The following is a 26,225-nucleotide window of genomic DNA, read 5'->3' on the forward strand; positions in this document are numbered from 1 at the left end:
TCACAGCCATGCGTAGGTACTGTGAGGGGAGCTAGTCGATTCCGTTGCGTTTCAGCATGCCCACAATTTCTCGAAGGGCCTTCTCCTGATCTCGCTGGGCCTGTTCGGCTCGAATTGGAGCTAGCCGCTTCTCGATCATTTCTTGGTCGTGTGGAACGGAGGCTTCGTGGACGCGCTCTATCACGGCGGAATCGGCCTGCCAGCAGTTATATGAAGCCATATCGGGGTCAACTTCCAGACTGCCATCGGTGACATCGACCTCATATACCGCCCCACCTCCTTGCGCATTGGTGAGCGGATTTTTCCACACTGCGGCATAGACCCGTGCGATCGAGGGATCAGCCGTTAGATAGACCTTGTCCGGCCGTTGGTCGAGCTCAGTCTCTCCGTGCGCTGCAACGGACCGCTCCCATGTCGAGGAAACAATATTGGTTTCCATTGGGGGTCGTAGCGCTGTCCCTACAGGAAGTTCGGGTGTCCCACCGTGATAGTACGTAGGCTGCATAGTTGATCCTTATTGCGTAGCGAACAGTCGGTGGGTAGCCCAGCGTTGGATGATGTCCGAGGCCCAGCCCAGTACCATCCAATTATCATCGATTGACCACCACTAAAGAGTAGACGGTTCGCTCTACTCCAGGTGCCCACACCACTCCTTGTGTCGTGTGGCCAGGTGCACGAACAGCAATACCGCTGTGCCTCAACAAACGCCTCAACAAACATGCGTTTTGAGACAACGAGTGGGCCGTCCGAAGGCTCATCACCAGCCGGACGGGGATCCCGATGCGGCGCTCTGGCGGTGAGAAGGGCGAACGGTCTCTTGAATCACGCCTAGGGAATTACCCTGGGCTGAACAGCCGCCATGCCTTGGTGCCGTTGGGAAGAGTCGCTTCAATCGGCTCCCCGGCGCCGGGATAATCTCTGCGCAGTCGGTCGCGAACGGAGCAAGCTGAATCCCCGTGGTGAGGCTCTATGGACCGTATTCCATTCACCTCGATGTGGAGGCCAGGGTGTTCACCAACGTTGTCAAACCAACCAAAGACTAGGTCTCCGCAGGTGTTCTCAACGAAATCTTCGACAGACTTGAACCATGGACCATCGCCCAGGTTCGGAAACATGCTGTTAAGCCGACTGTGAGCCTCCGGCGAAGGATCCACTAGAGTCACGGGAACGGAATCACAAGTGGTTGTCCCGAGGAACGTCCGGGTCCCGGAGTCACTTGGTGGGAAGGAATAGCCGATGACATCCAGGGCATTAGCCTGCCGAAGAGCCGCCGCAGCGCGCTTCCACTGAACCCGGAGCGGCGCGCGATCGTAGTAGTGGCTCTTGCTGCTGGCAGGAGGGACGACGAACGGAGCGAGATCCTCGTAGAGGTACGAAGGAATGTGGTCTTCGCGTAACACGAACCGTTCAGTCGACGGGGCCCGCTCGCCCCCGTGAAGCCAATTGACGGAACCATGCAACTTGTAGAGGGCCGGGCTCTCCCGCAGCGAGGGGCCGCCCGAGGGGTACAAGGCAGCATCCACCGGCTGACGTTGCTCCAGAGCGATTTGATACAGGTCTCCGAAACCACGTGCGCCGACGACTCCGGCGAGGGCTCGTTCAAGAAGCGTGTCGTAATTGAATGTCAGAATCGTCGCTTGCTCATGTGACCACTGCGCTACCAGTCGGAGCAACCACGGCGGCGGATCTCCCTCGGCTCTGCTCTGGGCCTCGACGATGATGTCGTGGATGGCTTGGACACCATCGACGAAAAGCGCGCGAGAACGAAGATTGTCGCTGTCCTCTAGCCACGGTTCGTCACTGCCGATATGGCCGAGCCACGCCTCGACGTCACCACCAAACGGCGCGAGCGTATAGGCGGGGAGACGGAGACGCTCAAGCACCAACGGCCCGAGCTCCTTCATGAGGGGCATCTCTGAGCTGATTGCTCGCGAGAAGCCAGCGCCAAGCAGAACTACTTTCATGAAAGAAACTCTATGGAGGCAGCTCTGAATCGGCCGCTGGCGCGCCGAAGGGGACGTGGGCACTAGATCGGCAGGCGTCGTGGTGAGGGTTCGTTTACCGGACGCTGCTCACGACAGGCCCAGATGGGCGGTGACCGTTCTCGATTCTCCCTCGAACGTGCATCGTCCGATTATCTGGAATGATGCGTCCCCAGAGCTCCGGAGTTTTGAAGCCCCTGGCACTGATTCAATCAGTCGTCGACTGCGATCCGGAGGCGCATGCAGAGCTGGTGCCCATTGGTATATGGCCAAAGCCCGTCGTGCCATAGACGGCCGACGACAACCCCTGGGCTCACGCCGATACGGCTTGCGAAGCGGACAACATCGGCCTTCGAGCGCAGTCCGGCAAGTTCCGCCTCATGACTCTCTGGAATGAGGATACTGCCGGCGTACACGTTCGCCTCTTCTTCCGCCTTGGAGTTTGTGCCCTCGTCCTTTGACTGAATGAACACCTCATTGTGGGGATGAATGAGCACGTGTCCGATTTCGTGAAAAAGGGTGAACCAGAAATTACCGTCAGTCGCTCCGCGCAGGGTGAGGCAGATCACCGGACGACCGCCAATCCATCTCGTGGCGCCGTAAGCTCGTGCCCCCTTGATTTCAGGGACATAGACCAGCTCCACTCCGACTTCGGCCAGCTGTTCTCGCAGCTTCGCCCCGAAATGATCAGGTGGAGTCATGGACAGTGCGCGCAGTTCGGGGACCAAGGACTCCAGGCCCTCCCTGTCATATCCTGCCAGCGCGGTTCCTTGGGATTCGGATTCGATCTCGCACAACCTAAGCCAGGTGCTCACCGCGGCCGGGTCTACTTCGTGGGCGGTTCCCTGCCGATATGCTGCAGCTGGCGATAGAGTGCACTGTCTGAGCGCCGACACGGAGCCAACGCGGAACAATGCCATAAGTTCCAGAAGAACGGCTCCGGGGTTAGTGATCCGCGCCGTGACTACCTTGAGGGCTCGTAACTCACGGAGCGGGAAGAGTTCTGCTAGCGCACGCTCGGAAGCCAACTCTTCCATCAGCGCTAGCCGTGCAACATCCGCTCTGTAGGTGGCCTCGTAGCCCAGCCATATTCGCGATGGGATTCCAGTAACGAGTTCCAGCTTCATTGCGACGTCTTCTGTGAGTCGGGCACCGGATAAGAGCATGCTGACATGCTTACGGGATACTCCCAGCTGGCGCGCAAGCCACGCCTGACTAACCTCGTTCTCATCAATCCAGTCACGAATGAACTCGCCAGGAGCTACGGCGTAGTCGGTATCGCCTTCGAAGTAGGTGGACATGACTGCATAGCTCCCTTCAGTGGTAATCCTCGACGCTCTCAACCATTGCAACAACTGCAGTTGCATTGCCGAGATCGAAACTGACGACGATACGCCAATTCTTACTTAGGTGAGCGGCGTAGGTGGCGCTTCCACGTCCTGTTAGTGCGTGCCATTTGCCTAACCCCTTTAGTAGGTCATCAACAGTGCTTGCAGCTTTTAGGTCGACAATGCGCTTGCGCAGGGCTTTAGCCTGCGCGGTAGGGAGCTCGCCGTTCATAACTTTGGAAACGGTGCAGAGCTCCAACAACTTCTTAGTCGAGTATACGACCTTCACAGCAGAACCGTGTTACCTAACAGGTAACAGTTTGCAATCCGTCTTAGTGGGCAAGCATCTCCGCAGGACCGCTGAGACGCCGCCTCCATCAGGCCCGGGGCGTCAGTTGAGGTCATGCGGTGAATTTTACGCCAAGGCGAAGGGGCGACTGAAAGGCAAGCAGCCCAAATCATCCAAGACCCAGCGGACATCTTTTGACGCTGCACGTCGCCGGCGAGCACACGCAGGCTGAACGGCGGAGCTGTTCAGCCTGTCTCGGACGACGGTGTGTCGCGAGATCCAACGGCTCCACCTGAAAGGCCGATGTGGGCGCCGACTGCTAAGAGCGCCACTTAGCGTTGCGGAAGGAAGGTCATTTAGAGCTGCGATTCACAGTCCGACGGCGACACGCCCAAAAAGATGTCTCACAGAAGTCACGTTGGGAGAGGATCTGCGGCGGGCATCTGTGGCCGCAACAAGGCTTGGGAATGTCTCATGAGACACGTGAATTCCACATAAAAGACGTATATGTGCCCCACACCGGACCTAGAGGAGTTCCCCTTTGGGGAAATAGGGCGACCATCGAAAAGTGGTGTTTCGGTTAGTGTGTCCCGTGCCTAGGATGGCTTGCCCGAGCTCGACCTGTGTTAGGGCGGTAAAGAAAGTGTCCGCCTTCTTGAGCCAGACGTCGAAGTCCTCACTCACGGGTTCGATTTTCGTTCTAATACGAAGCGGCCAATCCTCCAGATACTTATGTCCACTGCATGTATACACGCCGACGAACAATCGGCTTTCTATGCTCCAGGTAACCAGAACGCCGCATAACCCGCGGTCCCTAGGGTCCTGAGGTTGACGCTGGTCGAACTCAAAGTACGGGAGGTCCTTGTAAAAGTAGTCAAAAACGCTCGCGGCAGGCCTGTCGCCAGCGGGGACCCCGACATCGGCCATCCACTCAACTGCCCGATCAAGCGCGCGGCCTTCGGCGAATGTCCTCACATCAGAGATCTGCGATCTGGCCTTGCTTGCAGCTGCCTGTCCCTCGGATAGCTTGGCTGTCGCCTCTGCCTTTGCCTTGGCAACTGCCTCGTCGAAGAATGACATCGGAGGTCTCTCCTTTCCAGCCAAGTAACCCTCGAATCATCATGCACCTGACGGGTCGCGATTCCACAGGTGCCACAGGCCTACTTCAGGACGGCGAACGGCCGATCTAAGACAAAGGGCGGCAGCCCTATCCGGCTGCCGCTCTTTTACCTGTTCCGGCCTAGAGGTCGTCCTCGGTGATGGCGAACTCGTCCTGGGCGACCAGGACTGCGTACTCCTTGATCTTGCGGACGTAGGCCCGGGCGGTGGAGCACGATCTCCTGGTCAGAGGGTTCGCGGCCCATTTCCTTGGGGATCCCTTGCCGAGAACGCTCAGCTCACGCGCTGCGCTTCCGGGTGAGAAGTTTTGCCAGTTCCGCGGATGCGTCTGCGGACGTTGTCTTCCGCACCTGCGACGTAGAACGCTGCTCGCTGAGTTCGAGAATCTGTTCGTAGTGGTTTTCTGTGAAGCGAACGGTTCGCTTGTTCAGGCGGAGATGCGGCCACGTGTTCGTGTAGTACATCTCCCTGACCATTCGCAGGGAAACCCCCAGTCGCTGCGCCAGATCATCTGGTGTCATCAATTCATTCCTGTATTCCGTCGTCACGTTTCGTGCCTCCGATTGCCGTTGATCCAGTCAGCAAGCGCTCCTTGCTGAGGGGTCCTATGCGGCTCGCCGGCTGGCGGGTGTAACTGTGCGTGTCACGGCGGGCATTCATGCATGTCTGCAGAGTCGCGGAATCTGCCTTCGCGTGGTCCCTCGACGCGTGGCTGACGTGGTTGAAACAACAGCGATGACACGTTGTTTACTGGAATAAGCCGCAATAAAAAGCCCGGAATCTAGCGGTTTTCGCATCTGGCGACACGCCGGGAATGGGGTTCAAGTCCCCCTCCGCGCACAACGGGAAAAGCCCCCGGAATCCACGGATTCCAGGGGCTTTTTCGTGCCCGCACTCACCTGCGCTGCCGAAGAGCGCAGCGAACGACGAGCTGCCGCCAGCTCCCTCGGGCAGGCCTTCAGCGGACCAAGCCGGAGACGAGGTTGATGGTGGTGGCCAGCACAATGGCTCCCAGCAGATATGACAGCAGGGCGTGGCGCAGCACGGTGCCGCGGATGGCGTCGGTTTTCAGGTCGGTGTCGGAGACCTGGAAACACATGCCGACGGTGAAGGACAGGTAGGCGAAGTCCAGGTAGCGCGGCTGCCTGTCCTCGTTGAAGTCCACCCCGGACTTGTCCCGGTAGTAAATCGACGCGTAGCGCAGGGCGAAGAGCGTGTGCACCAGGAACCAGGACAGCGCCACGCTGCCGAGCGCCAGGGCGATGATGGCCGATTTCCCGCCGCCTTCCGTGGTGGAGGCGTCGAGCAGGATCAGCGCGACCCCGCCGAAGCTGGCAATCGTTGCTGCGAGCACGAGGGCATCCGAGGCGGCCCGGCCGGGATCGTCGCGCCGGGAGTGCGCCGCTGTGGCCCCCGCGTTCAGTCCGCCGATGATCGACCAGACCCAGACGAGGTAGGTGGCGCAGGCGGCACCCCAGCCCGTCGCGGGCGCGTAGGACCACGATTTCAGGAATCCGACGGCCACAGCCGCACCGATACCGACGACGGCCATCACCAGGAGCCGAAGACGCGAATGATGGGCCGGCTTGTCGTACTCCGTCGGCTGGTGCCCTGCCCTGTCAGTTGTGCTCATGGTCCGATCATTCCAGCTCCGCGGTCCGGAACCCGGGCGGCGGCCTGGCCGAGTCCGGTCAAATGCTGCCGGTTCAGGGCGTCCAGCTCGTCATCGGTGAGGTCGTCGAAGGTCCGGGCCTCGCGGCGGTCACTGCGGGCGAAGCGGACGAACATCAGGATGATCAGCGGCAGGTCGACGATTTCGGCGATGAACCACAGCAAGTCTCCGGCCATCTGCTGGTCGCGCAGAGGACCGGGCTGCCAGCTGGGGCGTCCGGCCGCGGCCCGCCCGGCCCCGTCCATGATCCCCGGGCTGAGCCGCATCAGGATTCCGGGCACGGCGTCGGCCAGGAGCTCGATGAAGACGTAGATGAACTCGACAATGATCAACGAACTGATTGCCTTCGTTGACGCGTCCTCGATGATCGGCACCGCCATCAGCATCCCCAGCAGGGGCACGAATATGGTCAGCAGCACGTCCCAGAGCGTGCTGGTCCGCAGGGTGTAGAACAGCGGAGTGAGGAACAGGCTGAAGATGCCCAGCCCCAGCAGGGCAGCAACCAGGGTGTTGCTCAGGCAGCGCACCACGGCGTGGTCCAGGATTCTCTCCAGCCGCGAAGCCCCCGCAGTGCCCAGCGAGGTCCGGGCCAGGGTAAGCGGCCTGCCCGCCGCCACGAGCAACGGGACGACGAAGAGGTAAGAGGTGACCTTCAGCGTGAAAACCCAGCGGAGATCGTGGCTGTAGACGCCCGTGAAGCCGCAGCTGAGCACCGTGAAGCTGCCCAGGCCCAGCACGTAAAACGTCACCGTCCGCCACCACGGCCACGTGATGCCGCGCCTCGCGGCCGCCCGGACTCCGCGCGCGTACAACACGGCGGCCAGAAGCAGCAGCGCAAGGGCCGGCCAGTTGAGCGTCCAGGAGCGCCAGACGACATCCCACGTTGGCATGGTCAGTTCCTCCTTGCCACTTCTTCGGCTGGCGCCTCGTCCGAGGCGTCCCCGCTGAACACGGCGCCCTCGTCAGCCTCATCGCCGTCGCCGGCCTTTTTGCTCCGGCGGTGCTTGAGGTATTCGATGCCCCATGGCACTACGGACACCACAACCATGACTACGGCGATGATGTCGATGTTCTTGGCGACTATGTCGAAGTGCCCCAGCCAGGTGCCCAGCAGCGTGACGGACGTGGCCCATGCCAGGGCTCCGACGATGTTCCACAGCGAGAAGGACTTGTAGCCGTAGCGGGCGATCCCCGCGCTCAGCGGCGCATAGGTCCGCACGATGGGAACGAAACGGGCCAGCACAATGGCCGGTCCGCCGTGGCGGCGGAAGAAGTCCTCGGTCTTGTCCAGATGGGACGTCTTCAGGATTTTGGCGTCGTCCTTGAACCAGCGGCGGCCGAACTTGCGTCCGAGCAGGTAGCCCACCTGGTCCCCCGCCACCGCCGCCGCCGTGATGACGCCGATCAGCACCGGCAGTGCCAGGTTCAGCTCCTGGTGAAGGAGTCCGGCAGTAAAGAGCAGGGAGTCGCCGGGCAGGAACGGGAAAAGGACACCGGATTCGATGAAGACCATCAAGGCAATGACAGAGAGGGTGGCCGGCCCCAGGCCCTGAAGGAGGGCTGCCGGGTCCAGCACGGAGGGACTCCCTGCGGACGATGCCACGGCAGGTGCAATCGCTAGGGCATGAAGAGTGTGCATCGAACCACCCTCGCCCGCGGTCTCTAAGAAAACCCTAAGAAACCGGCGCAGGGACCTGAACCGCCTGTACGAGGACGACGTCGTCGAGGCGGTCAGGATTGAGCGCTGAGCAGACTCATGGCCATCCGAACGGCACGTACGTACGATGATTGAAGGCCCGGAATCCGGTGCGGTCAGCTTGGCCGGAGGATGGGGTTGTCCCGGCCCGCCGGAGGTGCAGCGCATTGCATTTCGCTTTCATTTGCCTGCCCGCCGCGGGCCATGTGAATCCGACGTTGCCGGTGGTTGCCGAGCTCGTCCGGCGCGGCCACCGTGTCACGTATGCGACCTCGGCGAAGTATGCGGGCGCTGTTGAGTCTGCCGGCGCCGCCTTTTTTGAGAGTGGAGAGGACCTGGCCGCGCAGTTTCCCCGGTTCGGCAGTCCTGGTCAGGGCGCCGGCGCTGCATCCCCACAGGCGGGGATGCTGGCGGGATTGGCGTCGGGGATGATGTCTGGACTAGTGGAGCGGCTGCTGGAGCGTGCGAGGGAGGAGTTCCCCGCCCTGTTGGCCCGTTTGGCCGCGGACCGGCCCGACGCCGTGTGCTACGACGCCATGACACTGGCCGGAAAGATGGCAGCCATGAAACTTGACCTGCCCGACGTCGCGTTGCTGCCGAGCTATGCAACCAACGAACATTTCTCCGTGCGGGAGCTGATGCCGGCCCGTGCGCCGGAAGAAATGCTGGCAGCGTGGAAGCGGGTCCGCCGGCTGATCGATGATTTCGCAGCAGAGCAGGGCCTGGACGATTTCACCTTCATGGAAGGCCCGTCGGCGTCGTTGAATATCTGCTTCATCCCCAGGGAATTCCAGCCAGCCGGCGACACCTTTGGCGCCAGCTTCCACTTTGTGGGACCTTGCCTTGGCCAAAGAACGGACGAGAACACATGGCGGCCCGACCGGCAGTCCGCGCCACTGGTCTTCATTTCGCTGGGCACCACACCGCTGAACGACCGTGCCGAATTCTTCCGGATGTGCCTGGAGGCATTCGCCGGCACCCCGTGGCAGGTGGCCATGGCCATTGGCGACCGCACCGGGGTGGCCGAACTGGGGGACATACCGGACAACGCTGACGTCCGCGCGTTCTTTCCCCAGCTGGAAGTCCTCCGCCATGCCGACGTGTTTCTCTCACACACGGGGATGAATTCCACCATGGAGGCCCTGTACTTTGGAGTGCCTTTGGTGGCCTTTCCGCTGCAGCCGGAACAGGAAGCCAATGCCCGCCGCGTCGAGGACCTGGGACTGGGACGCCGCCTGCCCGCCGAATCGCTCACACCCGCCCTGATCCGCACGGTCATCACCGAAGTCAGTGACGACCAGGAAATCCGGCGAAACCTGGAGACCATGAGCCAGCGCGTCCGCGGAGCTGGAGGACCAGCGGAGGCCGCCGACGCCATCGAACGCTACCTGCACGGCGGGCGCCCTTCGGCGTAGCTCTTGCGCTGCTCCCCGGCCGGCGGCCTGCGCCTCAAGCGTGGGCTCGCGCCCGAATCGGTCCGATGGCCAGGCTCGCATCGGCTCGGAGGAAGCCCCCGATGCGGTCAGCCTGTGCCATCAGTTCGTCCTTCTGGGGCGTTCTCAGCGGCCGGAACAGTTCGGCCGTGATTTCGACTCTGCGCCCGGACCGGCGTTGGTGCCACAGTCCTCCGACCACGCCGTCAATCAGCACAACCGGAAAATTACCGGCCTGCCCCCTGGACAGCCCCCGCTGGGCGGCCTCCCCGGCGAAGAGCCGATCGCGGGGCTGGGAGCCCACGATGAAGGCATCGAAGAGCGAATGCTGCCTGCGCCAGGACAGCGCGCCAGCGCGGCCACATCCCGTTGAACGCGGGCATGACCAGCTCACCAGCCCACGGCCCCGTTTGTGCGACGACGGCGTCGCCGAGTTCTGCCGCGGTGAGCTCGGCCGCCCGGAGCGCATCGGCTATCGCGAAAATGACTTCCTCCGCCTGCGCCAGAGTCAGGAACCGTTGCTGGACCGCTGCAGGGAGCGGAATTGCGCCCAGAGCTGCTGTCCAGAGGGGGAGGTCCTCGGCAGGCAGCAGGTGAACGGTGCCGCGGGGTCCGTACGTCTTGACCAGGCTTCGCTCGTCCCCCAGGCCCCGACGGATCTCCTCCTGGGAAATGCCCAGCGAGCGTATCCCGGTGGACAGCTCCGCGGCCGAGGGGACTTGGGCGTGTGCCCCGCACATGGCCCTCACGATATCGGCCGGGCGGCTGTGCCCGGCGGGCGGGACAAGCCCGTTCCGCTCCAGCCGCCGGGCGCAGACCTCAGCCCACGAAAACGCCTCTGGCTTCCGAATGCTCATCCCTGCAGTGTTCCTTCGACGCCTTCCCGAGACAATGGGGCGCGGGTTCCCCTCCACCTGTCGTTCAGGGTCACACGCCCCGCGATGCCATCGGGGCGTGTGACTACACCACTACCCCACCCACTCTGGAGCTCCGTCAGCACCGGGCTTAGGGTGGTGCCATGGCTGATGCGTATTCCTCTCTCCTCGAAGCGTTCAAGAACGTTGGTGCGGCCAGAGCCTACGGCGCTCCGGTCAGGCTCGACGACGGCGAAGAGTTCGTGCCGGTCGCCCTGGTTTCGTTCGGGTTCGGCGGCGGCACCGACGCCGAACCCGACGGCGCAGGTGCTTCGGGCGGAGGCGGGGGCGGCGTAGTCATCCCGCTCGGCGTTTACAGCCGCGGCAGCGGGGGCAGCCCTGTGTTCCGGCCTAACACGATTGCGCTTCTGGCCGGCCTCGTCCCTGTCGTGTGCGCTGCGGGTTTTGCGGTTCGCGGAGCTATTCGGGCGCTGCGTCCGTAGATGCCTGGCCACACCAGAGGGCTACCCCAGCCGGCTGCGAACGATCTCGCTGACGGCCTTGCCGTCGAAGCGCCCGGCGACCTTGGCCGTGACGGGCTTCATCACGGCGCCCATGTGCCGGATGGACAGCTCCGCCCCTTCGGCTTTCAGGGCGTCGATCGCCTCGTCAACTATTCCTTCCACCTCCGCGGCAGTCAGCGGCTGCGGCAGGTACGCCTCGATGACCTCGGCTTCTGCGAGTTCGGCGGCGGCACGCCCGTCCTCGCCGGCCTCCGTGTAGATGCGCGCCGTGTCATGGCGCTTCGCGGCTTCCTTCTGCAGCAGAGCAGTCACCTGGGTGTCATCCAGTTCGGTTGGCGTCTTGCCCGACTTCTCACGCGTTTCGATCTCGCCCAGCACATTGCGCACCGTGGTGAGCGCCACCCGGTTGCCGTCCTTCATGTGGACAACGACGTCAGCGTGCAGGCGTTCCTTCAGGGTGCTCATGGTTTTCGTCCTTTCAACAGCGTTCAGTAGTTCAATGGTGTACCCGGCCACGGGTTCCCACTAGGACCCAGCCCGCGGCGGCCGCGTCGCCGCACCGGCCGGGGCACCGCTCCCGGTTCACCGGCATGCCGCAGCCGGAAGGCGCAAATTTCCGGTTATGGTTGTGAGGGTTGGGGGCCACCACCCGGCCTGGGGAGGAATGAACACATGGAACTGCATGGCCGAAATCGTCGGAACGCGAAAATAGGCCGCCGGCTTTTCACCCTCGCCTCAGTAGCCGTGGCCCTCAACGGCTGCGGTCCTGCAAACCGAAGCGAAGGCACCGGCAGCGCAGCGGCATCTCCCGTCGCCCCACCGGCCACGGCCACTGCACGAAAACGTCCGACGACGACCCCGCCTGCCGTGCGTCCCCTGCCGGATCCTCAAACGCAGGTTTCCCAGACGGCATCGGCCCTTCTTCCGGGGACCTATGGTCCTGTCTCTTATACACATCTAGATGTGTATAAGAGACACCGGCTCCCAGCCGCCGGCCCGCGGCCGCCGCGCCTGCCAAGGCCCGCATCGTGGCTGATTTCACGGGCAAGGCACCCGGCACATGGGGGCTCTATGTGCCGGGGACCGCCACGAACCTCACGGGCCGCGGCCGCAGGATCGCCCTGACCTTTGACTGCTGCGGCGGGCCCGGGGGCGACGGCGTGGACCGGGAACTCATCGACACGCTTCAACGTACGCGAACCCGGGCCACGTTCTTCCTCAATTTCCGGTGGATCCAGGCAAATCCCGGAGTTGCCAGATCCCTGGCCGAAAACCCTCTCTTCGAGATCGGCAACCACGGCACCAAGCATGTTCCGCTCTCGGTTTCCGGCCGCAGCGCGTACGGAATCCAGGGCACCGCCAGCCCGGCGGAGGTCTACGACGAAGTCATGGTCAACCAGGCTGCACTGTACCGGCTCACGGGCAAGCCTGCCAGGTACTTCCGCCCCGGAACCGCCTACTTCGACGAGGCCTCGGCCGCCATAGTCAGGGAGCTCGGGCTGATCCCCGTGTCATTCAGCATCAACGGCGACGGCGGTGCCACCTACCCTGCGCCGGTTGTTCTTGGCGAAGTCGCCGCAGCCAAGCCCGGGGATATCATCATCGCCCATGCCAACCACCCTCACGGCGGAACCGCAGCCGGAGTGGCGCTGGGGTTGACCGCCCTGAAAACGGCAGGCCTCAAACCGGGACGACTCAACGTGAAGTAGTCCGGCGGTAGCCTAGAGTCCTATGGTTTACTTCGAAGCAGCTGCCCCGTCCCTCCCGCAACTGTGGTGGGACCGCGTGGCTTCCGGCTTCGCGCAGTCCGACATTCCCGCGGTGACCGTTACCGAACTCCTCGCCGTCGTCGTGATCGCCGCAATTCTCTCCGTCCCGCGCGCCACGTGGCGGTACTTCGGGCTGTTTGCGACCGTAACCCATGAACTGGGGCACGCATTTGCCGCGCTTACCAGTGGCCAGCGGCTCGGCGGCATCCAGCTTCGGCTCAACCACTCCGGCACCACCACCTCCTACACCCGCGGCCGGTTCGCCGCCGTATGGTCAGGGTTTTGGGGGTATCCCGTTCCCGGCATGGCGGGTGCAGCGCTGGTCTGGTCCGGCTTCACCGGGTGGGGGCCTGCTGCCATGTCCACCGGGCTGCTGATTCTGCTGGCATCCCTGATGTTCATCCGCAACGTCGCCGGCGTCTTCATCCTCCTGGCGGCCGTCCTTGCCTCGGCCACCACGATCATTGCCGTGCCCGCTGCTTTTACCGGCCATATCGCAATCATCCTGGGGCTGGCCCTGCTCGTCGCCTCAGTCCGCGACCTGGCCAAGCTCACGAACGTCCACCTCCGCCGCCGCGACCAGTTGCGGACCTCCGACGCCTACATCCTCTACCGCGCCACGGCCGTGCCCTCGGGGGTATGGATCGTCCTCTTTGCCATACTTGTCGGGGCGTCCTGGTTGGTGGCGTGGCAGCCGATTTCGAAGGTTCTTGCCGCGGCGACATAGGCTGGACCTATGAGCGAGAAGTCCAGCACCCTCGAAGAGCACAGCACCGTCGATGAACACAGCACCAAGGGATCGTATGTCACCGGTGGCGACTTCAACCGGGACACTAACTACATCGAGGACCGCATTACCCGCGAGGGCAAGCCGGGACCGAACGGTGAGCCAGGCTGGCCCGTGGCCCCCGGCCGCTACCGGCTGGTAGCCGCACGCGCCTGCCCGTGGGCGAACCGGGCGGTGATCGTCCGACGGCTTCTGGGCCTGGAAGAGGTCATCTCGTTGGGTCAGCCCGGCCCCACCCACGATGCCCGGTCCTGGACCTTCGACCTGGATCCGGACGGCAAGGACCCGGTGCTGGAAATCGAGCGCCTGCAGGACGCGTACTTCCGCCGGTTCCCGGACTATCCGCGAGGCATAACCGTGCCCGCCATGGTGGACATCGCCACGGGAGCGGTGGTCACGAACGACTTTCCGCGGATCACGCTGGACTTTTCCACCGAGTGGACGGAGTTCCACCGCCCCGGAGCGCCCCAGCTTTATCCGGACCACCTGCGCGAGGAGATTGACCGCGTCAACAAGCGTATCTTCACGGAGGTTAACAACGGCGTGTACCGGTGCGGTTTCGCCGGCTCGCAGGAGGCCTACGAGTCGGCCTACAGCCGCCTGTGGACGGCCATGGACTGGCTTGAGGAACGGCTCGGCACCCGGCGGTATCTCGTCGGCGACTCGATCACCGAAGCTGACGTCCGCCTCTTCACGACGCTGGCCCGGTTCGATGCCGTCTACCACGGCCATTTCAAGTGCAACCGGAACAAACTCAGCGAGATGCCGGTTCTGTGGGCCTATGCCAGGGATCTCTTCCAGACGCCCGGTTTCGGGGACACCACCGACTTCGTGCAGATCAAGCAGCACTACTACGTCGTCCACGAGGACATCAATCCCACACGCGTCATCCCGGCCGGCCCGGACTTGTCCGGATGGCTGGCGCCGCACGGCCGCGAGGCCCTGGGCGGGCGCCCCTTCGGGGAGGGAACGCCTCCCGGCCCCGTCAAAGCCGGGGAGGAAGTGGCCGCGGGACACGGGGCTTCCTGAACGCAGATTACGGCTTGCCGCAGGTTCACCCGGCCCTGCCGTGAGAGTTAGTCCACTTGCCGCACACCGGCAGCGCCCCTACTGTTGGGCCGGATGAGCACCTCGACGCAGAACACAACGGCCCGGGAACCGCTGCCCCGGAAACTCTGGCGGCTCTCTGCAGGAAGTGTGGCCCGCGCCCTTGCGGCGCCGCGGCTGCAGCTGGCAGCCAAGGCGGGCCTGGCCGCGGGCCTCGCGTTCATGATCGCCCCGCTCATGCCGGGCGCTGTCTCTTATACACATCTAGATGTGTATAAGAGACAGCTACTATGCTCCGCTTGGGGCGCTCGTGGCCATGTACGAAAACGTAGCCGGCTCCATGCGGCAAGGCCTGCAAACGCTCGTGGGACTGGCGGCGGGCATAGGCCTTGCGTTCCTCCTGATCAGCTTTGGCGCCACACCGCTCACCGTGGGCATCGTGATGGCGCTCGGTGTCCTGCTCGCCGGGCTCCCCCGCCTGGGCGCGGGCCGGGACTGGATCCCGACGGCGGCACTGCTGGTCTTGCTCGTGGGCGGACGCAACCCGGACGACTTCTCGTTCGGTTACCTGCTCCAGATGGGCTTTGGCGTGGCGGTGGGCATCGTTGTCAACATGCTCGTGTTCCCGCCCCTGCACTTCAACGCAGCGGCCCTGAGCCTGGCAGAACTCCGTCTCGCGTTGGCCCGCCAACTATCAGACATGGGCGAGGCGGTGCACGAAAAGTGGCCGCCGGAGCACCAGGAGTGGTCCCGCAGGTCGGAGGAGCTGGCCCGGTCGGCCCGGTCCGTCCGCGCCGCCGTCGAAAAAGCCGATGCCAGCAGGGAGGCCAACCCCCGCCGCCGTTTCCATCCCCGCGACCTGAACCTGGATTACCGCAGCGTCCGCGCCCTGGAGCGCGTCACGTTCCACATCCAGGATATGACCGAGGTGCTGACTGACGTGATCTGGAACGAGGACATGCCCTTCACCATTCCGCTGCCGTACAGCGAACCGCTGGCGGGCGCCCTGTCCGCAGTCAGTGAAGTGCTCCGCGCCGCGGAGGAGGACGATGCCGGCCGGCAGGCTGAGCTGCTGAGTGCTGCACACGCCGCGGTCGGCGTCCTCGAAGAGCGCATCACCTCTGAGGACGCCGACGCGGACGGACCGAGCGCCGCGGAATCCATCCTGCTGAGCCTGCACCGGATACTGCGCGCGGCCGGAACGGACAGCCGGTAAGCCCGCCCGGTCCGGGGCGGCACTACAGCGCCGTCACCGATCCGCTGAAATGCTTCCGGCCGGACCGTGGGCTCCAGGCCACGTAGTCGGAACGCAGCCAGGCCGCGCCCTCCGTCTGCGCCGTGGAGATGTCCAACGCCACCCTCGCGGGAAGGAACACCGGCGCCTCGAAACTGACCTCCCAGCGGAAAGCCTCGCCCTTCGCCGAACCAACGTCCGCCAGCGCACGGGACGCGAGGTACATGCCGTGCGCAATTGAACGGCGAAGGCCAAGGGCCTTGGCCGAAAGCACGCTGAGGTGGATGGGATTGAAGTCTCCCGAAACGGCAGCATAGGCACGCCCCGCGTCGACGCCGAGCTGCCAGAGTGCAGTGGGATCCGGAGCCTTGAACGCCGCAGGCTGCACGGCGGCCGCCGCCTTATCGATTCCGGGCAGGAACACACCCTTTGCCAGGTACGTCGAAACACCCCGCCAGCGAACCGTTCCGTCACCGGCCGCGCGGACCTCGGCCACGATGTCCAGTTGGGTCCCGGCGCGGTGCGCGCGGAGGTTTTCGGTCCAGGCCGAAATATCCACCGGTTCGGTAAACCGCACCGGACTGCGGTGCTCGACAGCATTGCGCAAATGGATCATTCCTAGCAGCGGCAACGGAAAGTCGTCACGGTTCATGACGCTCATGGCGACCGGGAACGCCAGCGCGTGGATGAAGCCGGCGGGCAAAACGTCGCTGGCAGTTTCACCCAGGAGGTGCTGATAGGCCGTGAGGTTCCCGACGTCGGCCAGGACTCCCCTGACCTCATGGCTTACCAAGGGCAGGGCGGTGCTGTTGTGGGACCCTAGGAGCCGGCGCCGGGCAGCCGCGGCGGCCGCGTTCACATAGAGCTTCGAGAGGGACGGCATTTCTCCCAGGATGACGGGCTGGGCACTGCTCATGCTCCCACCATGTTTTGTCCGCACACCCGGAGCACCTCGCCGGAAATGCCGCAGGCGGCGCCGCTGGCGAGGAAAGCAATCGTCTCGGCAACGTCCTGCGGCCGGCCGCCCTGCTGCAGGGAATTCAGCCGACGGGCAATCTCTCGCGTGGCAAACGGTATGCGGGCGGTCATCTCCGTCTCGATGAAGCCGGGCGCCACGGCGTTGATCGCACCGCCGTATCCGGCCAACAAAGGTGCCGTGGCCCGGACCATGCCCATCACCCCGCCCTTGGACGCAGCATAATTCGTCTGGCCCCTGTTGCCTGCGATACCGCTGGTGGAAGCAACGGACACGATGCGCGGCGACGACCGGAAGTGCTCGGAAGCCAGGAGGGCGCCGTTGATGCGCAGTTGGGCGGCGATGTTCACGTCGATCACCGAACTCCAGCGCGAGTGGTCCATGTTGACGAGCAGTTTGTCCCGCGTAATTCCCGCGTTGTGGACCACGATGTCCAGGCGCCCGTAGCGGCCGACGGCGTGGTCGAGGATCCTGGTGCCGGCGTCATCGCGGGTGATGTCCAGTTGCAGGGCTGTCCCTCTGACGTCGTTGGCGACCTCGGCCAGGTGGTCACCCGCGGCCGGGATATCGACCGCCACCACTGTCGCGCCGTCCCGGTGGAGCGTACGGGCAATCGCCGCGCCGATCCCGCGCGCGGCACCCGTAACGACGGCGACTTTTCCTGCGAGCGGTGTGTCGACGTCGTCGGGCAGCGTGCCGTCAGAAGTACCGATCCGCACGAACTGGCCGTCCACAAATGCGGACCGCGCGGAAAGGAAGAACCGGAGCGCGCCCAGCGCACCCGGCGCGGTTGCGCCGACCCCGTCTGCCAGAAGAACGCCGTTCCCTGTGGCACCGGCACGGAGCTCCTTGGCCAGTGAACGGAGCAGCCCGTCCACCCCCTGCCGGGCGGCTGCGGCGGCGGGGGTGCCGCCGTCAGGCACGCGGGAAACGGTGATGACGCGTCCGTTCGGAGCAAGGTCCCGCAAGGAGGGCGCAGCACTCAGCACCGGCTCCTCAAGGTCGCCGGGCGTTTCGAGGTCGTCGAGGACCAGCACGATCCCGCCGAGCTTTTCCCCGGGGACGGCGTGGCGCCGGACGTCCAGGTCCCAGGCAAGGAGGTCAGCCGCCAGGGCATCCGCTCCCGCGCTCGAACCCACAACCAGCACGGGGCCGTTGACCAGGGGTTGGCCGGGTTCGTAGCGCCGGAGCACGGCAGGCTGCGGCAGCCCGAGCTTCTTCGCAACATCCCGGCCGAGGCCCTTGCTGACCAACCGTGTGTAAGTATCTGTCATGAGAATCCCCTAGTGGGCTTCCAGCAGCGCGACGACGCCCTGGCCGCCCGCGGCGCAGATGGAAATCAGGCCGAGGGCCGGACGCCCGTCAGCGGTGCCCTTTTCGTGCAGCATCTTGGCGAGCGACGCCACGATGCGTCCGCCGGTGGCGGCGAACGGGTGGCCTGCCGCGAGCGACGATCCGTTGACGTTAAGCCTGGAACGGTCTACCTTCCCGAACGCTCCTTCCAGCCCCAGCCGGGTCCGACCGAATTCCTCATCTTCCCAGGCGGCCAGCGTGCTCAGCACCGTCCCGGCAAACGCCTCGTGGATCTCGAAGTAGTCGATGTCATCCAGCGTCAGGCCGTTGCGCGCCAGCAGGCGCGGCACGGCAAAGGCGGGAGCCATGAGGAGACCGTCTTTGCCGTGGACGAAATCCACGGCGGCGGCCTCACCGTCCAAAATCGTGGCGAGCGTGGGCAGGTCGTGCCGGTCCGCCCACTCTTCGGACGCCAGGAGCACGGTGGAAGCGCCGTCGGTCAGCGGAGTGGAATTGCCGGCCGTCATGGTGGCTGCGGATCCAAGGCTCCGGCCGAAGACCGGCTTCAGGGACGCCAGCTTTTCCAGGCTCGTGTCGGCCCGGAGGTTGGAGTCCCTGGTGAGCCCGCGGTACGGGGTGAGGAGGTCATCGAAGAACCCCGCATCGTAGGCGGCTGCAAGGTTGCGGTGGCTGTTGTAGGCCAGCTCGTCCTGGGCCTCACGCGTGATCTTCCACTGGGCAGTGGTCAGTGCCTGGTGCTCCCCCATGGACAGGCCGGTGCGCGGCTCGCCCGTATTCGGTGCGTCCGGCGCAAGGTCCTTGGGACGCAGACGGGCGAGGATCTGCAGGCGCTGCGGCAGTGTTTTGGCCCGGCTGAGATCGAGCAGGACTTCACGGAGTCCCTCACTGACGGCGATCGGCGCATCGGATGCCGAGTCGACACCGCCGGCGATGGCGGACTCAATCTGTCCGAGCTTGATCTTGTTGGCAAGGCCCAGCACCGTTTCCAGTCCTGTGGCGCAGGCCTGCTGGAGGTCATATGCCGGCGTTTCCGCGGAAAGCGCGGAGCCCAGCACGGCCTCGCGGGTCAGGTTGAAATCCCGCGAGTGTTTCAGGACTGCGCCTGCGGCCACTTCGCCGATGCGCTCGTCCTGCAGCCCGAACCGGGCGATCAGTCCGTCCAGGGCTGCCGTGAGCATGTCCTGGTTGGACGATTTGGTGTAGGCCCCGCCCGTGCGGGCGAACGGAATCCTGTTACCGCCCACCACCACGGCCCGGCGAACCGCGTGTCCAGATGAAGCGGCCCGCGCCACGGCGGGCTCTTCTGATCCATTTACTGACTGTCCGTCGATGGACATGCGGTGTCTCCTTAGGTCCAGGCTAGTTATCGATACCCAGCGTACCTGATACGCTGGGTATCGTGAATATGAGCCACACTGACGGAGACTCCCTGTCCGGACCCGCGGCCGTGGACGGCCGCGCCTCCAGGTGGCAGTCCCACCGGGAGGAGCGCAGGCGCGAACTCATCAAGTCTGCCCGGCGCGCCGTTCACGCCCTGGGCAGCGATGCCTCCATGGAGGACATCGCCACGGCAGCCGGCACGTCAAAGTCGGTGTTCTACCGGTATTTCGGTGACAAGGCGGGGCTGCAGCAGGCCGTGGGCGAAGTGGTGCTTTCCCAGATGCAGCGCCGCATCCGGGAAGCTGCGCAGAGTGCCCAGACCCCGCGCGAAGGCCTGTTTGCGATGGTCTCCGCGTACCTCCAAATGGCCGAGACGAGCCCCAACGTCTATACCTTCGTGACCCGCTATTCAGCGGGAGATACCGACGGCGGCCACACCGCCATTGCCACGGCCGGCGCGCTGGGGCATTTCTTCGACTCCATCGCGGACATGATCGCCCGGCCCATGCGCGCGCATCTCGGCGAAGGCAAGGAAGCCGTGATCGGCTACTGGCCGAACGCGGCGATCGGACTGGTCCGCAACGCAGGCGAGCAGTGGCTCGCCAGCCCGGACTCCCCTGCGAAACCGGACCAGGAGACGATGGCCCGCCAGATCACCGCCTGGCTCTGCGTTGGCATCGCACCCGAACTTACCGACGTTCAGTAACCCTCAAATTGTCAAAAACCAACGAAGGAAACGACATGACTGAAGTAGCGGACCGCCCCACGGGCGCATTCTCCCGTCCGGCTCCGGCAGGACAGCCCGCCGTCGACGTCGCCGTGCTCGGCGAGCAGCTGCTGGGCAAATGGGCGCACGTCCGGCGCCAAGCCCGCGAGTTGGCAGCGCGCCCGGAACTGCACAAGACCGAGGGCCTCACCCATACCGAGCACCGCAAGCGCACGTTCGGCCAGCTTCGCTACCTCGTGGAAAACGACGCCGTCCATCGCGCCTTCCCGGCCGCCCTCGGCGGATCAGACGACCACGGCGGAAATATTGCGGGCTTCGAGGAGCTGGTCACTGCCGACCCGTCCCTGCAGATCAAGGCCGGCGTGCAGTGGGGCCTCTTCGGCTCGGCCGTGATGCACCTGGGCACAGAGGAGCACCACCGCAAGTGGCTGCCGGGCATCATGAACCTGGACATCCCGGGCTGCTTCGCCATGACGGAGACGGGCCATGGGTCGGACGTCGCGAGCATCGCCACGACTGCCACGTACGACGCCGGCACGCAGGAGTTCGTTATCAACACGCCTTTCCGTGCGGCCTGGAAGGACTACATCGGCAACGCCGCCATAGACGGTCTGGGCGCTGTTGTGTTCGCCCAGCTGGTCACGCACGGCGTGGACCACGGCGTCCATGCGTTCTACGTAGACCTCCGCGATCCGGATTCCAAGGAATTCCTGCCCGGCATCGGCGGCGAGGACGACGGAGTCAAGGGGGGCCTCAACGGCATCGACAACGGCCGCCTGCACTTCAGCAACATCCGGATCCCACGCACCAACCTGCTCAACCGCTACGGTGATGTGGACCCGGACGGCAACTACAGCTCCCCGATCGCCAGCCCTGGCCGGCGCTTCTTCACCATGCTGGGAACATTGGTGCAGGGCCGGGTCAGCCTGGACGGCGCTGCCGTGGCCGCTTCCAAGCTCGCACTCAAGACCGCTATCACCTACGCCACCGAGCGGCGTCAGTTCAATGCCTCCTCCGCCACCGAAGAAGAGGTCCTGCTCGACTACCAGCGGCACCAACGGCGGCTCTTCACCCGCCTGGCAACCACCTACGCTGCCGCGTTCGCCCACGAACAGCTGCTGCACAAGTTCGATGACGTCTTCTCCGGCGCGAACGACACTGATGAGGACCGGCAGGACCTGGAGACCCTGGCCGCGGCCCTTAAACCGCTCAGCACCTGGCACGCCCTCGATACCCTGCAGGAATGCCGGGAGGCGTGCGGCGGCGCCGGCTTCCTGATCGAAAACCGCTTCGCGTCGCTCCGCGCCGACCTCGACGTCTACGTCACGTTCGAGGGAGACAACACCGTGCTTCTGCAGTTGGTGGCCAAGCGGCTGCTGGCGGACTATGCCAAGGAATTCCGCAGCGTCAACTTCGGCGTCCTGGCCCGGTACGTGGTCAACCAGGCGGCAGGGAACGCCGTCCACCGGACCGGGCTCCGCGGAGTCGCGCAGTTCGTGGCGGACACTGGCCTGCCCCAGAAGGCCGCCATCGCGCTGCGGGAAGAGGAGAGCCAGCGCGCACTGCTGACCGACCGCGTCCAGACCATGGTTGCGGACGCCGGCAGCGCTCTGAGGGGCGCCAACAAGCTCCCGCAGAGCGAGGCTGCCGCCTTGTTCAACCGGCATCAGGACGAGCTGATCGACGCGGCGCAGGCCCACGCCGAGCTGCTGCAGTGGGAAGCCTTCACAGATGCCCTCGCACAGGCCAACGATCCGGGAACGAGGACTGTGCTCACCTGGCTCAGGGATCTGTTCGGGCTGTCCCTGATCGAGCAGAACCTGTCCTGGTACCTTATGAACGGCAGGCTCTCCATGCAGCGCGGGCGCACCGTGGGCGAGTACATCAACCGGCTGCTGACCAAGATCCGCCCGCATGCGCTGGATCTGGTGGACGCTTTCGGTTATGGCCCGGAGCACCTGCGTGCCGCGATCGCCACTGGCGCGGAAAAGGTGCGCCAGGATGAGGCCCGCGACTACTACCGCGCGCGGCGTGCAAGCGGACAGGGACGGTAGCTGAACTCCTAGTTCTTGAGGCGGGCCCCTGCGCGGCGGCCACGGAGGCCATGCCGTCCGTGGCCCACGCGGTGCGGACGCTGCAGTCTATGCTTTGGCAACGCAGCGTGACGTCCTGTGGCAGGCAGGGCCGGCGCAGTCCTATTGGAAGGTTGGTGGACGGGCATGTTAGCTAGCCGGCCATCGTCCGCCGCCGGGCCCGATGGTTCGCGGTGACGGGCCAGCTTCACGACCGCTTCCACCGATTTGGTCCCCCTGGGCCCCGGAACCATCACTTTGCAGTTCAGGTCTCTGGGTTTGAGAATTAAGGAGTGGCCTCAGCAGGACCGGATTGTTGTGCCCGTAGTTCAGAGCCCGGCCCCCGTTGAAAAAGTCCAGACACTCCCTGCCCTCGTCGCTGTAGAGGGTGCTGCAGGCGAACACGACTTCCCAGCCGCGGCAATAGGATAGAACTTCGGATTCTGACGGCTTCTCACGGCTTGTTTTCAGGATAGAGGTGAATCTCAGGACGTCCGACGGCGGCTTCCTCGCCGCCGTCGGCCCTGGGACCGCCTCAGCGGCGCGGCGGCAGTGCAAGCCAGGCAACGGCCACTACCAGATTCGACGGAAGGCCGAGTGGCTCCGGAGCCATGCTGCGGACGCGGGGATCGGCAACGACGTCAATGCCGTTTGGCTCCCGTGCCAGCCCGGTTCCGAGTGCCTTTAGGAGCGCTTCCTTCCGAGTCCACAGCTGCGCCCTCAGCTGGGGACGGCTGTGCTCGGGAGTGCTGAGTGTGAGGCGTTGTTCCCCATCAGTCAGCAGCGTAGCGTCGAAACCCTCAAAGGCCGTGGACGATTCATCTTCAACATCGACCCCGACCGCTCCGGTGAGGTCGGCATCCAGTTGCCCGGCGACAACTGCCCAGTCTCCGCACCGCGACAGGCTCAGCACAAGCGGAACGGGACGGCCTTCGACCGTATATCCCGGCCGTCCATGGTTCAGCCAGGAACCTTGTCCACACGCGGGGCAGTGATAATCGATCTCCAGCCGATCATCTGCGAGGCCAAGAAGCTCTGCCGCAAAATGGCGCTGTACCAATCGGCCAGCCAGAAACCGCCGACGCGGAAGTTCACCACTGAATAGCGCCGCTCGAGTGAGTTCAGCGGGATCCAGGATCCAACTGCGCCCGACATCGACGTTACTCAGCTGAAAAGCGCGAACCTGCAGCATCAATACCCTTCCCTCCTGGGATGCTGCGGTTCACAACATCCCAGGAAGGTCAAGAACGCCTCGCGTTACAGTACCGAGCGGTATACGTCGAGGGTGGTCTCAGTGATGGACTCCCACGAAAAGTGCTCCTCCGCCCGGCGCCGGCCGGCTTCGCCCATGGCACGGGCGCGCTCGGGATCCGACACCACTTCCGTCAGGGCAGCCGCAAAGTCGTTGACGAACTTTTCCGGGTCCAGCGGTGTGCCGGTGCCGTCGGTGACCTGTTCGATCTCCACGAGCAGCCCGGTCTCTCCGTGCTGAACCACCTCGGGGATGCCGCCGGTGGCGCTGGCAACTACGGCGGCGCCGCAGGCCATGGCCTCGAGGTTGACGATACCGAGCGGTTCGTAGATGGACGGGCACGCGAAGGCGGTGGCGTGGCTGAGGACCTGGATGAGCTCGTTGCGTGGCAGCATCCGCTCAATCAGCACCACGCCGCTGCGCTGGCCCTGGAGTTCTTCTATCAGCCTGGCAGTCTCCGCGGCCAGTTCAGGCGTGTCCGCCGCACCGAGGCACAGCACCAGCTGGACGTCCTCGGGAAGTTTGGCGGCGGCGCGCAGGAGGTAGGGAACACCCTTCTGCCGGGTGTTCCGTCCTACGAACACCACGCTGGGACGGTCGGGGTCGATGCCAAGTGCGCGGACGGCGTCGTGGTCCTCATCGCGGTTCCACATGCTGACGTCGATGCCGTTGTGCACCACCTTCACCTTGGCGGGGTCCACGTCGGGGTAGCTGCGCAGGATGTCTTGGCGCATGCCCTCGGAGACCGCAATGATGGCGGCAGCCGCCTCGTAGGCGGTCTTCTCCACCCAGGAGGACAGCGCGTAGCCGCCGCCGAGCTGCTCGGCTTTCCACGGGCGCAGCGGCTCCAGGCTGTGGGCACTCAGGACGTGCGGGATACCGTGCAGCAGGGACGCCAGGTGCCCGGCCATGTTGGCGTACCAGGTATGCGAATGGACCAGGTCCGCGCCGGCGATGTCCGGAACGATGCGCAGGTCCACCCCGAGCGTCTGGACCGCGGCATTCGCCGACCCGAGATCCTCCGGCACGGAGTAGGACGTCACCGCAGCCCCGTGGTAGTCGGCGTCCCGGGGCGCCCCGAAGGCACGCACCTGCAGGTCGACGTGCTTGGCCAGGACCCGGCTCAGCTCGGCTACGTGGACGCCCGCGCCACCATAAATCTCCGGCGGGAATTCTTTAGTCACAATGTCTATTCGCACGATACCCAAGGTAGTCGTTACGGTTGAACTGTTCTAGTGTGAAGGAGTCCGGGCGTGCCGGACTTTTGGGGAAGTTACGAAGGCGTACAGGAGCGACCACATGCCGTTGAATAAGAAAGTCCTGGCCATTGTCCTCGCAGGCGGGGAGGGAAACCGTCTCATGCCATTGACGGCGGACAGGGCCAAACCAGGCGTGCCCTTTGCGGGAAGCTACCGCCTGATCGACTTTGCGTTGTCCAACCTTGTGAATTCCCGATACCTGCAGATCGTGGTCCTGACGCAGTACAAGTCCCACAGCCTCGACCGCCACATCTCCGAGACCTGGCGGATGTCCACCCAGCTCGGCAACTACGTCGCCTCGGTCCCCGCGCAGCAGCGCGTCGGCAAGAGCTGGTTCCTCGGCAGCGCAAACGCCATCTACCAGTCCCTGAACCTCATCCGTGACGCCAATCCCGACATCGTCGTCGTGGTGGGCGCGGACCACGTGTACCGCATGGACTTCGCCCAGATGGTGGAGCAGCACGTCAAGAGCGGCGCCAAGGCAACCGTCGCGGCCGTCCGCCAGCCACTGCACATGGCGGACCAGTTCGGTGTGATCGAAGTCGACCCCGAGGACTCCCAGAAGATTGCCGCCTTCGTCGAGAAGCCGTCCTCCACGCCCGGCCTGGCCGCGGATCCGACCCAGTTCCTGGCATCCATGGGCAACTACGTCTTCAACGCCGATGCACTGGTGGACGCCCTGCACGTCGACGCCGAACGCCTCGACACCAAGCACGACATGGGCGGGGACATCATTCCCTACTTCGTGAACCAAGGCGAAGCCGGCGTCTACGACTTCACGCTCAATGACATTCCCGGCTCCACCGAACGCGACCGCACCTACTGGCGCGATGTCGGAACCATCGACTCGTTCTACGACGCCCACATGGACCTCATCTCGCCGCTGCCCGTGTTCAACCTGTACAACTCGGAATGGCCTATCTACACGCGTCAAAGCATCTCCCCGCCCGCCAAGTTCGTGCGCGGTGAGCACAACACCGTGGGCAGCGCCCTGGACTCGATCGTGGCCAGCGGCGTGGTTATCTCTGGAGGCATCGTGGAAGGCTCGGTCCTGGCCAACGACGTCTACGTCGGCACGGCAAGCCGCGTGGTGGATTCCGTGTTGATGGACAAGGTCCAGATCGGCGAGGGCGCCGTGGTCCACCGCGCCATTATCGACAAAAACGTCAAGGTTCCCGCCGGTGCCGCGATCGGTCTGGACGCGGAACTCGACCGCGCCCGCGGCTTCAAGGTCACGGATTCGGGGATCACCGTGCTGTCGAAGGGCCAGGCCGTTCCCGAGCCGGACGACGCCGAGCGGGCACTCTCAGCGGCCAACCTGCACCTTGTTCCCAATGCCGTGAAAGCCGCCACCGAGAATCTCCCTGGAGTGCGCGAGTCCGTGCAGCAGGCCGGACAGGTCCAGGCCGCCGCCGTCGGCGTGGAAGCACCCGCCAACAGCCGCTCCTGAGATCGCGGTTTCAAGAGGGCTTTGTGGGCGGGCCTGATGCTCGGCAGGCTGTAAAATCAGC

The 26,225-nt window shown here is 64.5% G+C and carries 27 protein-coding genes; 9 read left to right on the top strand and 18 right to left on the bottom strand.

Translation table 11 applies throughout. From position 1 onward, the window contains the following. Window positions 1-31 precede the first annotated feature (31 nt). The 9 genes from B1A87_RS07735 to B1A87_RS07770 form a co-directional block, all read right to left on the bottom strand. Complete coding sequence (locus B1A87_RS07735) at window positions 32-439, bottom strand: hypothetical protein (RefSeq protein ID WP_139362898.1); 408 nt, start codon at window positions 437-439, stop codon at window positions 32-34. A gap of 397 nt (window positions 440-836) precedes the next feature. Then, complete coding sequence (locus B1A87_RS07740; protein ID WP_144275751.1) at window positions 837-1,964, bottom strand: SIR2 family protein; 1,128 nt, start codon at window positions 1,962-1,964, stop codon at window positions 837-839. Window positions 1,965-2,194: 230 nt separating this feature from the next. Further along, a complete protein-coding gene (locus B1A87_RS07745; protein ID WP_185982281.1) occupies window positions 2,195-3,283 on the bottom strand; it encodes an ImmA/IrrE family metallo-endopeptidase in 1,089 nt (362 codons plus the stop codon). A gap of 16 nt (window positions 3,284-3,299) precedes the next feature. Further along, the gene (locus B1A87_RS22930; RefSeq protein ID WP_139362897.1) at window positions 3,300-3,599 is read right to left on the bottom strand and encodes a plasmid maintenance system killer protein; all 300 of its coding nucleotides are present in this window, start codon (window positions 3,597-3,599) and stop codon (window positions 3,300-3,302) included. A gap of 525 nt (window positions 3,600-4,124) precedes the next feature. Beyond that, window positions 4,125-4,679 carry a hypothetical protein gene (locus tag B1A87_RS07750; protein ID WP_078029426.1) on the bottom strand — a complete coding sequence of 185 codons (555 nt, stop codon included), beginning with the start codon at window positions 4,677-4,679 and terminating at the stop codon, window positions 4,125-4,127. A gap of 317 nt (window positions 4,680-4,996) precedes the next feature. Then, window positions 4,997-5,239, bottom strand: a complete 243-nt coding sequence (locus B1A87_RS07755; protein ID WP_139362896.1) for a hypothetical protein — start codon at window positions 5,237-5,239, stop codon at window positions 4,997-4,999. Window positions 5,240-5,676: 437 nt separating this feature from the next. Beyond that, a complete protein-coding gene (locus B1A87_RS07760) occupies window positions 5,677-6,351 on the bottom strand; it encodes a DUF1345 domain-containing protein (RefSeq protein WP_078029424.1) in 675 nt (224 codons plus the stop codon). Beyond that, window positions 6,348-7,280, bottom strand: coding sequence for a cytochrome c oxidase assembly protein (locus B1A87_RS07765; protein WP_078029423.1), 933 nt, complete (start codon window positions 7,278-7,280; stop codon window positions 6,348-6,350). The genes B1A87_RS07760 and B1A87_RS07765 overlap by 4 nt, the downstream gene beginning before the upstream one ends. Before the next feature lie 2 nt (window positions 7,281-7,282). Further along, a complete protein-coding gene (locus B1A87_RS07770) occupies window positions 7,283-7,966 on the bottom strand; it encodes a DedA family protein (protein ID WP_395940228.1) in 684 nt (227 codons plus the stop codon). Window positions 7,967-8,196: 230 nt separating this feature from the next. Between B1A87_RS07770 and B1A87_RS07775 the strand changes: the two genes are divergently transcribed. Further along, window positions 8,197-9,501, top strand: a complete 1,305-nt coding sequence (locus tag B1A87_RS07775; RefSeq protein ID WP_260680747.1) for a macrolide family glycosyltransferase — start codon at window positions 8,197-8,199, stop codon at window positions 9,499-9,501. Window positions 9,502-9,535: 34 nt separating this feature from the next. Here B1A87_RS07775 and B1A87_RS24935 read toward each other — a convergent pair whose 3' ends face one another. Next, window positions 9,536-9,823 (bottom strand): DNA glycosylase AlkZ-like family protein, encoded by a 288-nt coding sequence (locus B1A87_RS24935; protein WP_221937556.1) that lies wholly within the window; start codon window positions 9,821-9,823, stop codon window positions 9,536-9,538. Then, complete coding sequence (locus B1A87_RS07780; RefSeq protein ID WP_221937557.1) at window positions 9,747-10,376, bottom strand: DNA glycosylase AlkZ-like family protein; 630 nt, start codon at window positions 10,374-10,376, stop codon at window positions 9,747-9,749. The genes B1A87_RS24935 and B1A87_RS07780 overlap by 77 nt, the downstream gene beginning before the upstream one ends. 161 nt (window positions 10,377-10,537) lie before the next feature. Between B1A87_RS07780 and B1A87_RS07785 the strand changes: the two genes are divergently transcribed. Continuing rightward, window positions 10,538-10,876 (top strand): hypothetical protein, encoded by a 339-nt coding sequence (locus tag B1A87_RS07785; protein WP_078029420.1) that lies wholly within the window; start codon window positions 10,538-10,540, stop codon window positions 10,874-10,876. A 21-nt stretch (window positions 10,877-10,897) separates the two neighbouring features. Here B1A87_RS07785 and B1A87_RS07790 read toward each other — a convergent pair whose 3' ends face one another. Together B1A87_RS07790 and B1A87_RS07795 are read right to left on the bottom strand one after the other, a co-directional pair. Then, on the bottom strand, window positions 10,898-11,362 hold the full coding sequence (locus B1A87_RS07790) for a GatB/YqeY domain-containing protein (RefSeq protein ID WP_078029590.1): 465 nt from the start codon (window positions 11,360-11,362) through the stop codon (window positions 10,898-10,900). Between the two features lie 286 nt (window positions 11,363-11,648). Further along, window positions 11,649-11,939, bottom strand: coding sequence for a hypothetical protein (locus B1A87_RS07795; RefSeq protein ID WP_144275753.1), 291 nt, complete (start codon window positions 11,937-11,939; stop codon window positions 11,649-11,651). On the opposite strand from B1A87_RS07795, the gene B1A87_RS07800 reads away from it, so the two are divergent. From B1A87_RS07800 to B1A87_RS07815, 4 genes are all read left to right on the top strand, one after another. After that, window positions 11,926-12,606 (top strand): polysaccharide deacetylase family protein, encoded by a 681-nt coding sequence (locus B1A87_RS07800; protein ID WP_185982282.1) that lies wholly within the window; start codon window positions 11,926-11,928, stop codon window positions 12,604-12,606. The genes B1A87_RS07795 and B1A87_RS07800 overlap by 14 nt on opposite strands. Window positions 12,607-12,628: 22 nt before the next feature. Then, window positions 12,629-13,393, top strand: coding sequence for a M50 family metallopeptidase (locus tag B1A87_RS07805; RefSeq protein WP_078029418.1), 765 nt, complete (start codon window positions 12,629-12,631; stop codon window positions 13,391-13,393). 9 nt (window positions 13,394-13,402) lie between these two features. Beyond that, window positions 13,403-14,482: a glutathione S-transferase family protein gene (locus tag B1A87_RS07810; protein ID WP_078029417.1), complete on the top strand. Its 1,080-nt coding sequence runs from the start codon at window positions 13,403-13,405 to the stop codon at window positions 14,480-14,482. Window positions 14,483-14,768: 286 nt separating this feature from the next. Next, window positions 14,769-15,716 (top strand): FUSC family protein, encoded by a 948-nt coding sequence (locus B1A87_RS07815; RefSeq protein WP_313902459.1) that lies wholly within the window; start codon window positions 14,769-14,771, stop codon window positions 15,714-15,716. Between the two features lie 22 nt (window positions 15,717-15,738). On the opposite strand, the gene B1A87_RS07820 is transcribed toward B1A87_RS07815, so the two are convergent. The 3 genes from B1A87_RS07820 to B1A87_RS07830 are packed head-to-tail and all read right to left on the bottom strand — an operon-like array spanning window position 15,739 to window position 19,361. After that, complete coding sequence (locus B1A87_RS07820; protein WP_078029416.1) at window positions 15,739-16,650, bottom strand: MaoC/PaaZ C-terminal domain-containing protein; 912 nt, start codon at window positions 16,648-16,650, stop codon at window positions 15,739-15,741. Then, window positions 16,647-17,984 (bottom strand): 3-oxoacyl-ACP reductase, encoded by a 1,338-nt coding sequence (locus B1A87_RS07825; RefSeq protein WP_078029415.1) that lies wholly within the window; start codon window positions 17,982-17,984, stop codon window positions 16,647-16,649. The genes B1A87_RS07820 and B1A87_RS07825 overlap by 4 nt, the downstream gene beginning before the upstream one ends. A gap of 9 nt (window positions 17,985-17,993) precedes the next feature. Further along, entirely contained in the window at window positions 17,994-19,361 is a 1,368-nt protein-coding gene (locus B1A87_RS07830) for an acetyl-CoA C-acetyltransferase (protein ID WP_078029414.1), read from the bottom strand. A gap of 68 nt (window positions 19,362-19,429) precedes the next feature. Here B1A87_RS07830 and B1A87_RS07835 point away from each other — a divergent pair, with 68 nt between their 5' ends. After that, on the top strand, window positions 19,430-20,110 hold the full coding sequence (locus tag B1A87_RS07835; protein ID WP_078029413.1) for a TetR/AcrR family transcriptional regulator: 681 nt from the start codon (window positions 19,430-19,432) through the stop codon (window positions 20,108-20,110). Between the two features lie 35 nt (window positions 20,111-20,145). Beyond that, window positions 20,146-22,185, top strand: coding sequence for an acyl-CoA dehydrogenase (locus B1A87_RS07840; protein WP_078029412.1), 2,040 nt, complete (start codon window positions 20,146-20,148; stop codon window positions 22,183-22,185). A gap of 553 nt (window positions 22,186-22,738) precedes the next feature. On the opposite strand, the gene B1A87_RS07845 is transcribed toward B1A87_RS07840, so the two are convergent. Together B1A87_RS07845 and glgA are read right to left on the bottom strand one after the other, a co-directional pair. Continuing rightward, a complete protein-coding gene (locus B1A87_RS07845; RefSeq protein ID WP_260681032.1) occupies window positions 22,739-23,395 on the bottom strand; it encodes a 4'-phosphopantetheinyl transferase superfamily protein in 657 nt (218 codons plus the stop codon). Between the two features lie 65 nt (window positions 23,396-23,460). Beyond that, entirely contained in the window at window positions 23,461-24,654 is a 1,194-nt protein-coding gene (glgA, locus tag B1A87_RS07850; RefSeq protein ID WP_078029410.1) for a glycogen synthase, read from the bottom strand. 100 nt (window positions 24,655-24,754) lie between these two features. On the opposite strand from glgA, the gene glgC reads away from it, so the two are divergent. Continuing rightward, window positions 24,755-26,164: a glucose-1-phosphate adenylyltransferase gene (gene glgC, locus B1A87_RS07855; RefSeq protein ID WP_078029409.1), complete on the top strand. Its 1,410-nt coding sequence runs from the start codon at window positions 24,755-24,757 to the stop codon at window positions 26,162-26,164. The last annotated feature ends 61 nt before the right edge of the window (window positions 26,165-26,225 follow it).

This window comes from Arthrobacter sp. KBS0703 (assembly GCF_002008315.2).
Classification (GTDB): Bacteria; Actinomycetota; Actinomycetes; order Actinomycetales; family Micrococcaceae; genus Arthrobacter.

Coding starts and splice junctions, on each gene's coding strand:
- B1A87_RS07750 (WP_078029426.1), bottom strand. CDS start 4,679: ATGTCATTCTTCGACGAGGCAGTTGCCAAGGCAAAGGCAGAGGCGACA.
- B1A87_RS07790 (WP_078029590.1), bottom strand. CDS start 11,362: ATGAGCACCCTGAAGGAACGCCTGCACGCTGACGTCGTTGTCCACATG.
- B1A87_RS07825 (WP_078029415.1), bottom strand. CDS start 17,984: ATGACAGATACTTACACACGGTTGGTCAGCAAGGGCCTCGGCCGGGAT.
- B1A87_RS07780 (WP_221937557.1), bottom strand. CDS start 10,376: ATGAGCATTCGGAAGCCAGAGGCGTTTTCGTGGGCTGAGGTCTGCGCC.
- B1A87_RS07765 (WP_078029423.1), bottom strand. CDS start 7,280: ATGCCAACGTGGGATGTCGTCTGGCGCTCCTGGACGCTCAACTGGCCG.
- B1A87_RS07785 (WP_078029420.1), top strand. CDS start 10,538: ATGGCTGATGCGTATTCCTCTCTCCTCGAAGCGTTCAAGAACGTTGGT.
- B1A87_RS07815 (WP_313902459.1), top strand. CDS start 14,769: ATGTGTATAAGAGACAGCTACTATGCTCCGCTTGGGGCGCTCGTGGCC.
- B1A87_RS07805 (WP_078029418.1), top strand. CDS start 12,629: ATGGTTTACTTCGAAGCAGCTGCCCCGTCCCTCCCGCAACTGTGGTGG.
- B1A87_RS07740 (WP_144275751.1), bottom strand. CDS start 1,964: ATGAAAGTAGTTCTGCTTGGCGCTGGCTTCTCGCGAGCAATCAGCTCA.
- B1A87_RS07810 (WP_078029417.1), top strand. CDS start 13,403: ATGAGCGAGAAGTCCAGCACCCTCGAAGAGCACAGCACCGTCGATGAA.
- glgC (WP_078029409.1), top strand. CDS start 24,755: ATGCCGTTGAATAAGAAAGTCCTGGCCATTGTCCTCGCAGGCGGGGAG.
- B1A87_RS07745 (WP_185982281.1), bottom strand. CDS start 3,283: ATGTCCACCTACTTCGAAGGCGATACCGACTACGCCGTAGCTCCTGGC.
- B1A87_RS07840 (WP_078029412.1), top strand. CDS start 20,146: ATGACTGAAGTAGCGGACCGCCCCACGGGCGCATTCTCCCGTCCGGCT.
- B1A87_RS07735 (WP_139362898.1), bottom strand. CDS start 439: ATGGAAACCAATATTGTTTCCTCGACATGGGAGCGGTCCGTTGCAGCG.
- B1A87_RS07820 (WP_078029416.1), bottom strand. CDS start 16,650: ATGAGCAGTGCCCAGCCCGTCATCCTGGGAGAAATGCCGTCCCTCTCG.
- B1A87_RS07830 (WP_078029414.1), bottom strand. CDS start 19,361: ATGTCCATCGACGGACAGTCAGTAAATGGATCAGAAGAGCCCGCCGTG.
- B1A87_RS07835 (WP_078029413.1), top strand. CDS start 19,430: ATGAGCCACACTGACGGAGACTCCCTGTCCGGACCCGCGGCCGTGGAC.
- B1A87_RS07755 (WP_139362896.1), bottom strand. CDS start 5,239: ATGACACCAGATGATCTGGCGCAGCGACTGGGGGTTTCCCTGCGAATG.
- B1A87_RS07845 (WP_260681032.1), bottom strand. CDS start 23,395: ATGCTGCAGGTTCGCGCTTTTCAGCTGAGTAACGTCGATGTCGGGCGC.
- B1A87_RS07760 (WP_078029424.1), bottom strand. CDS start 6,351: ATGAGCACAACTGACAGGGCAGGGCACCAGCCGACGGAGTACGACAAG.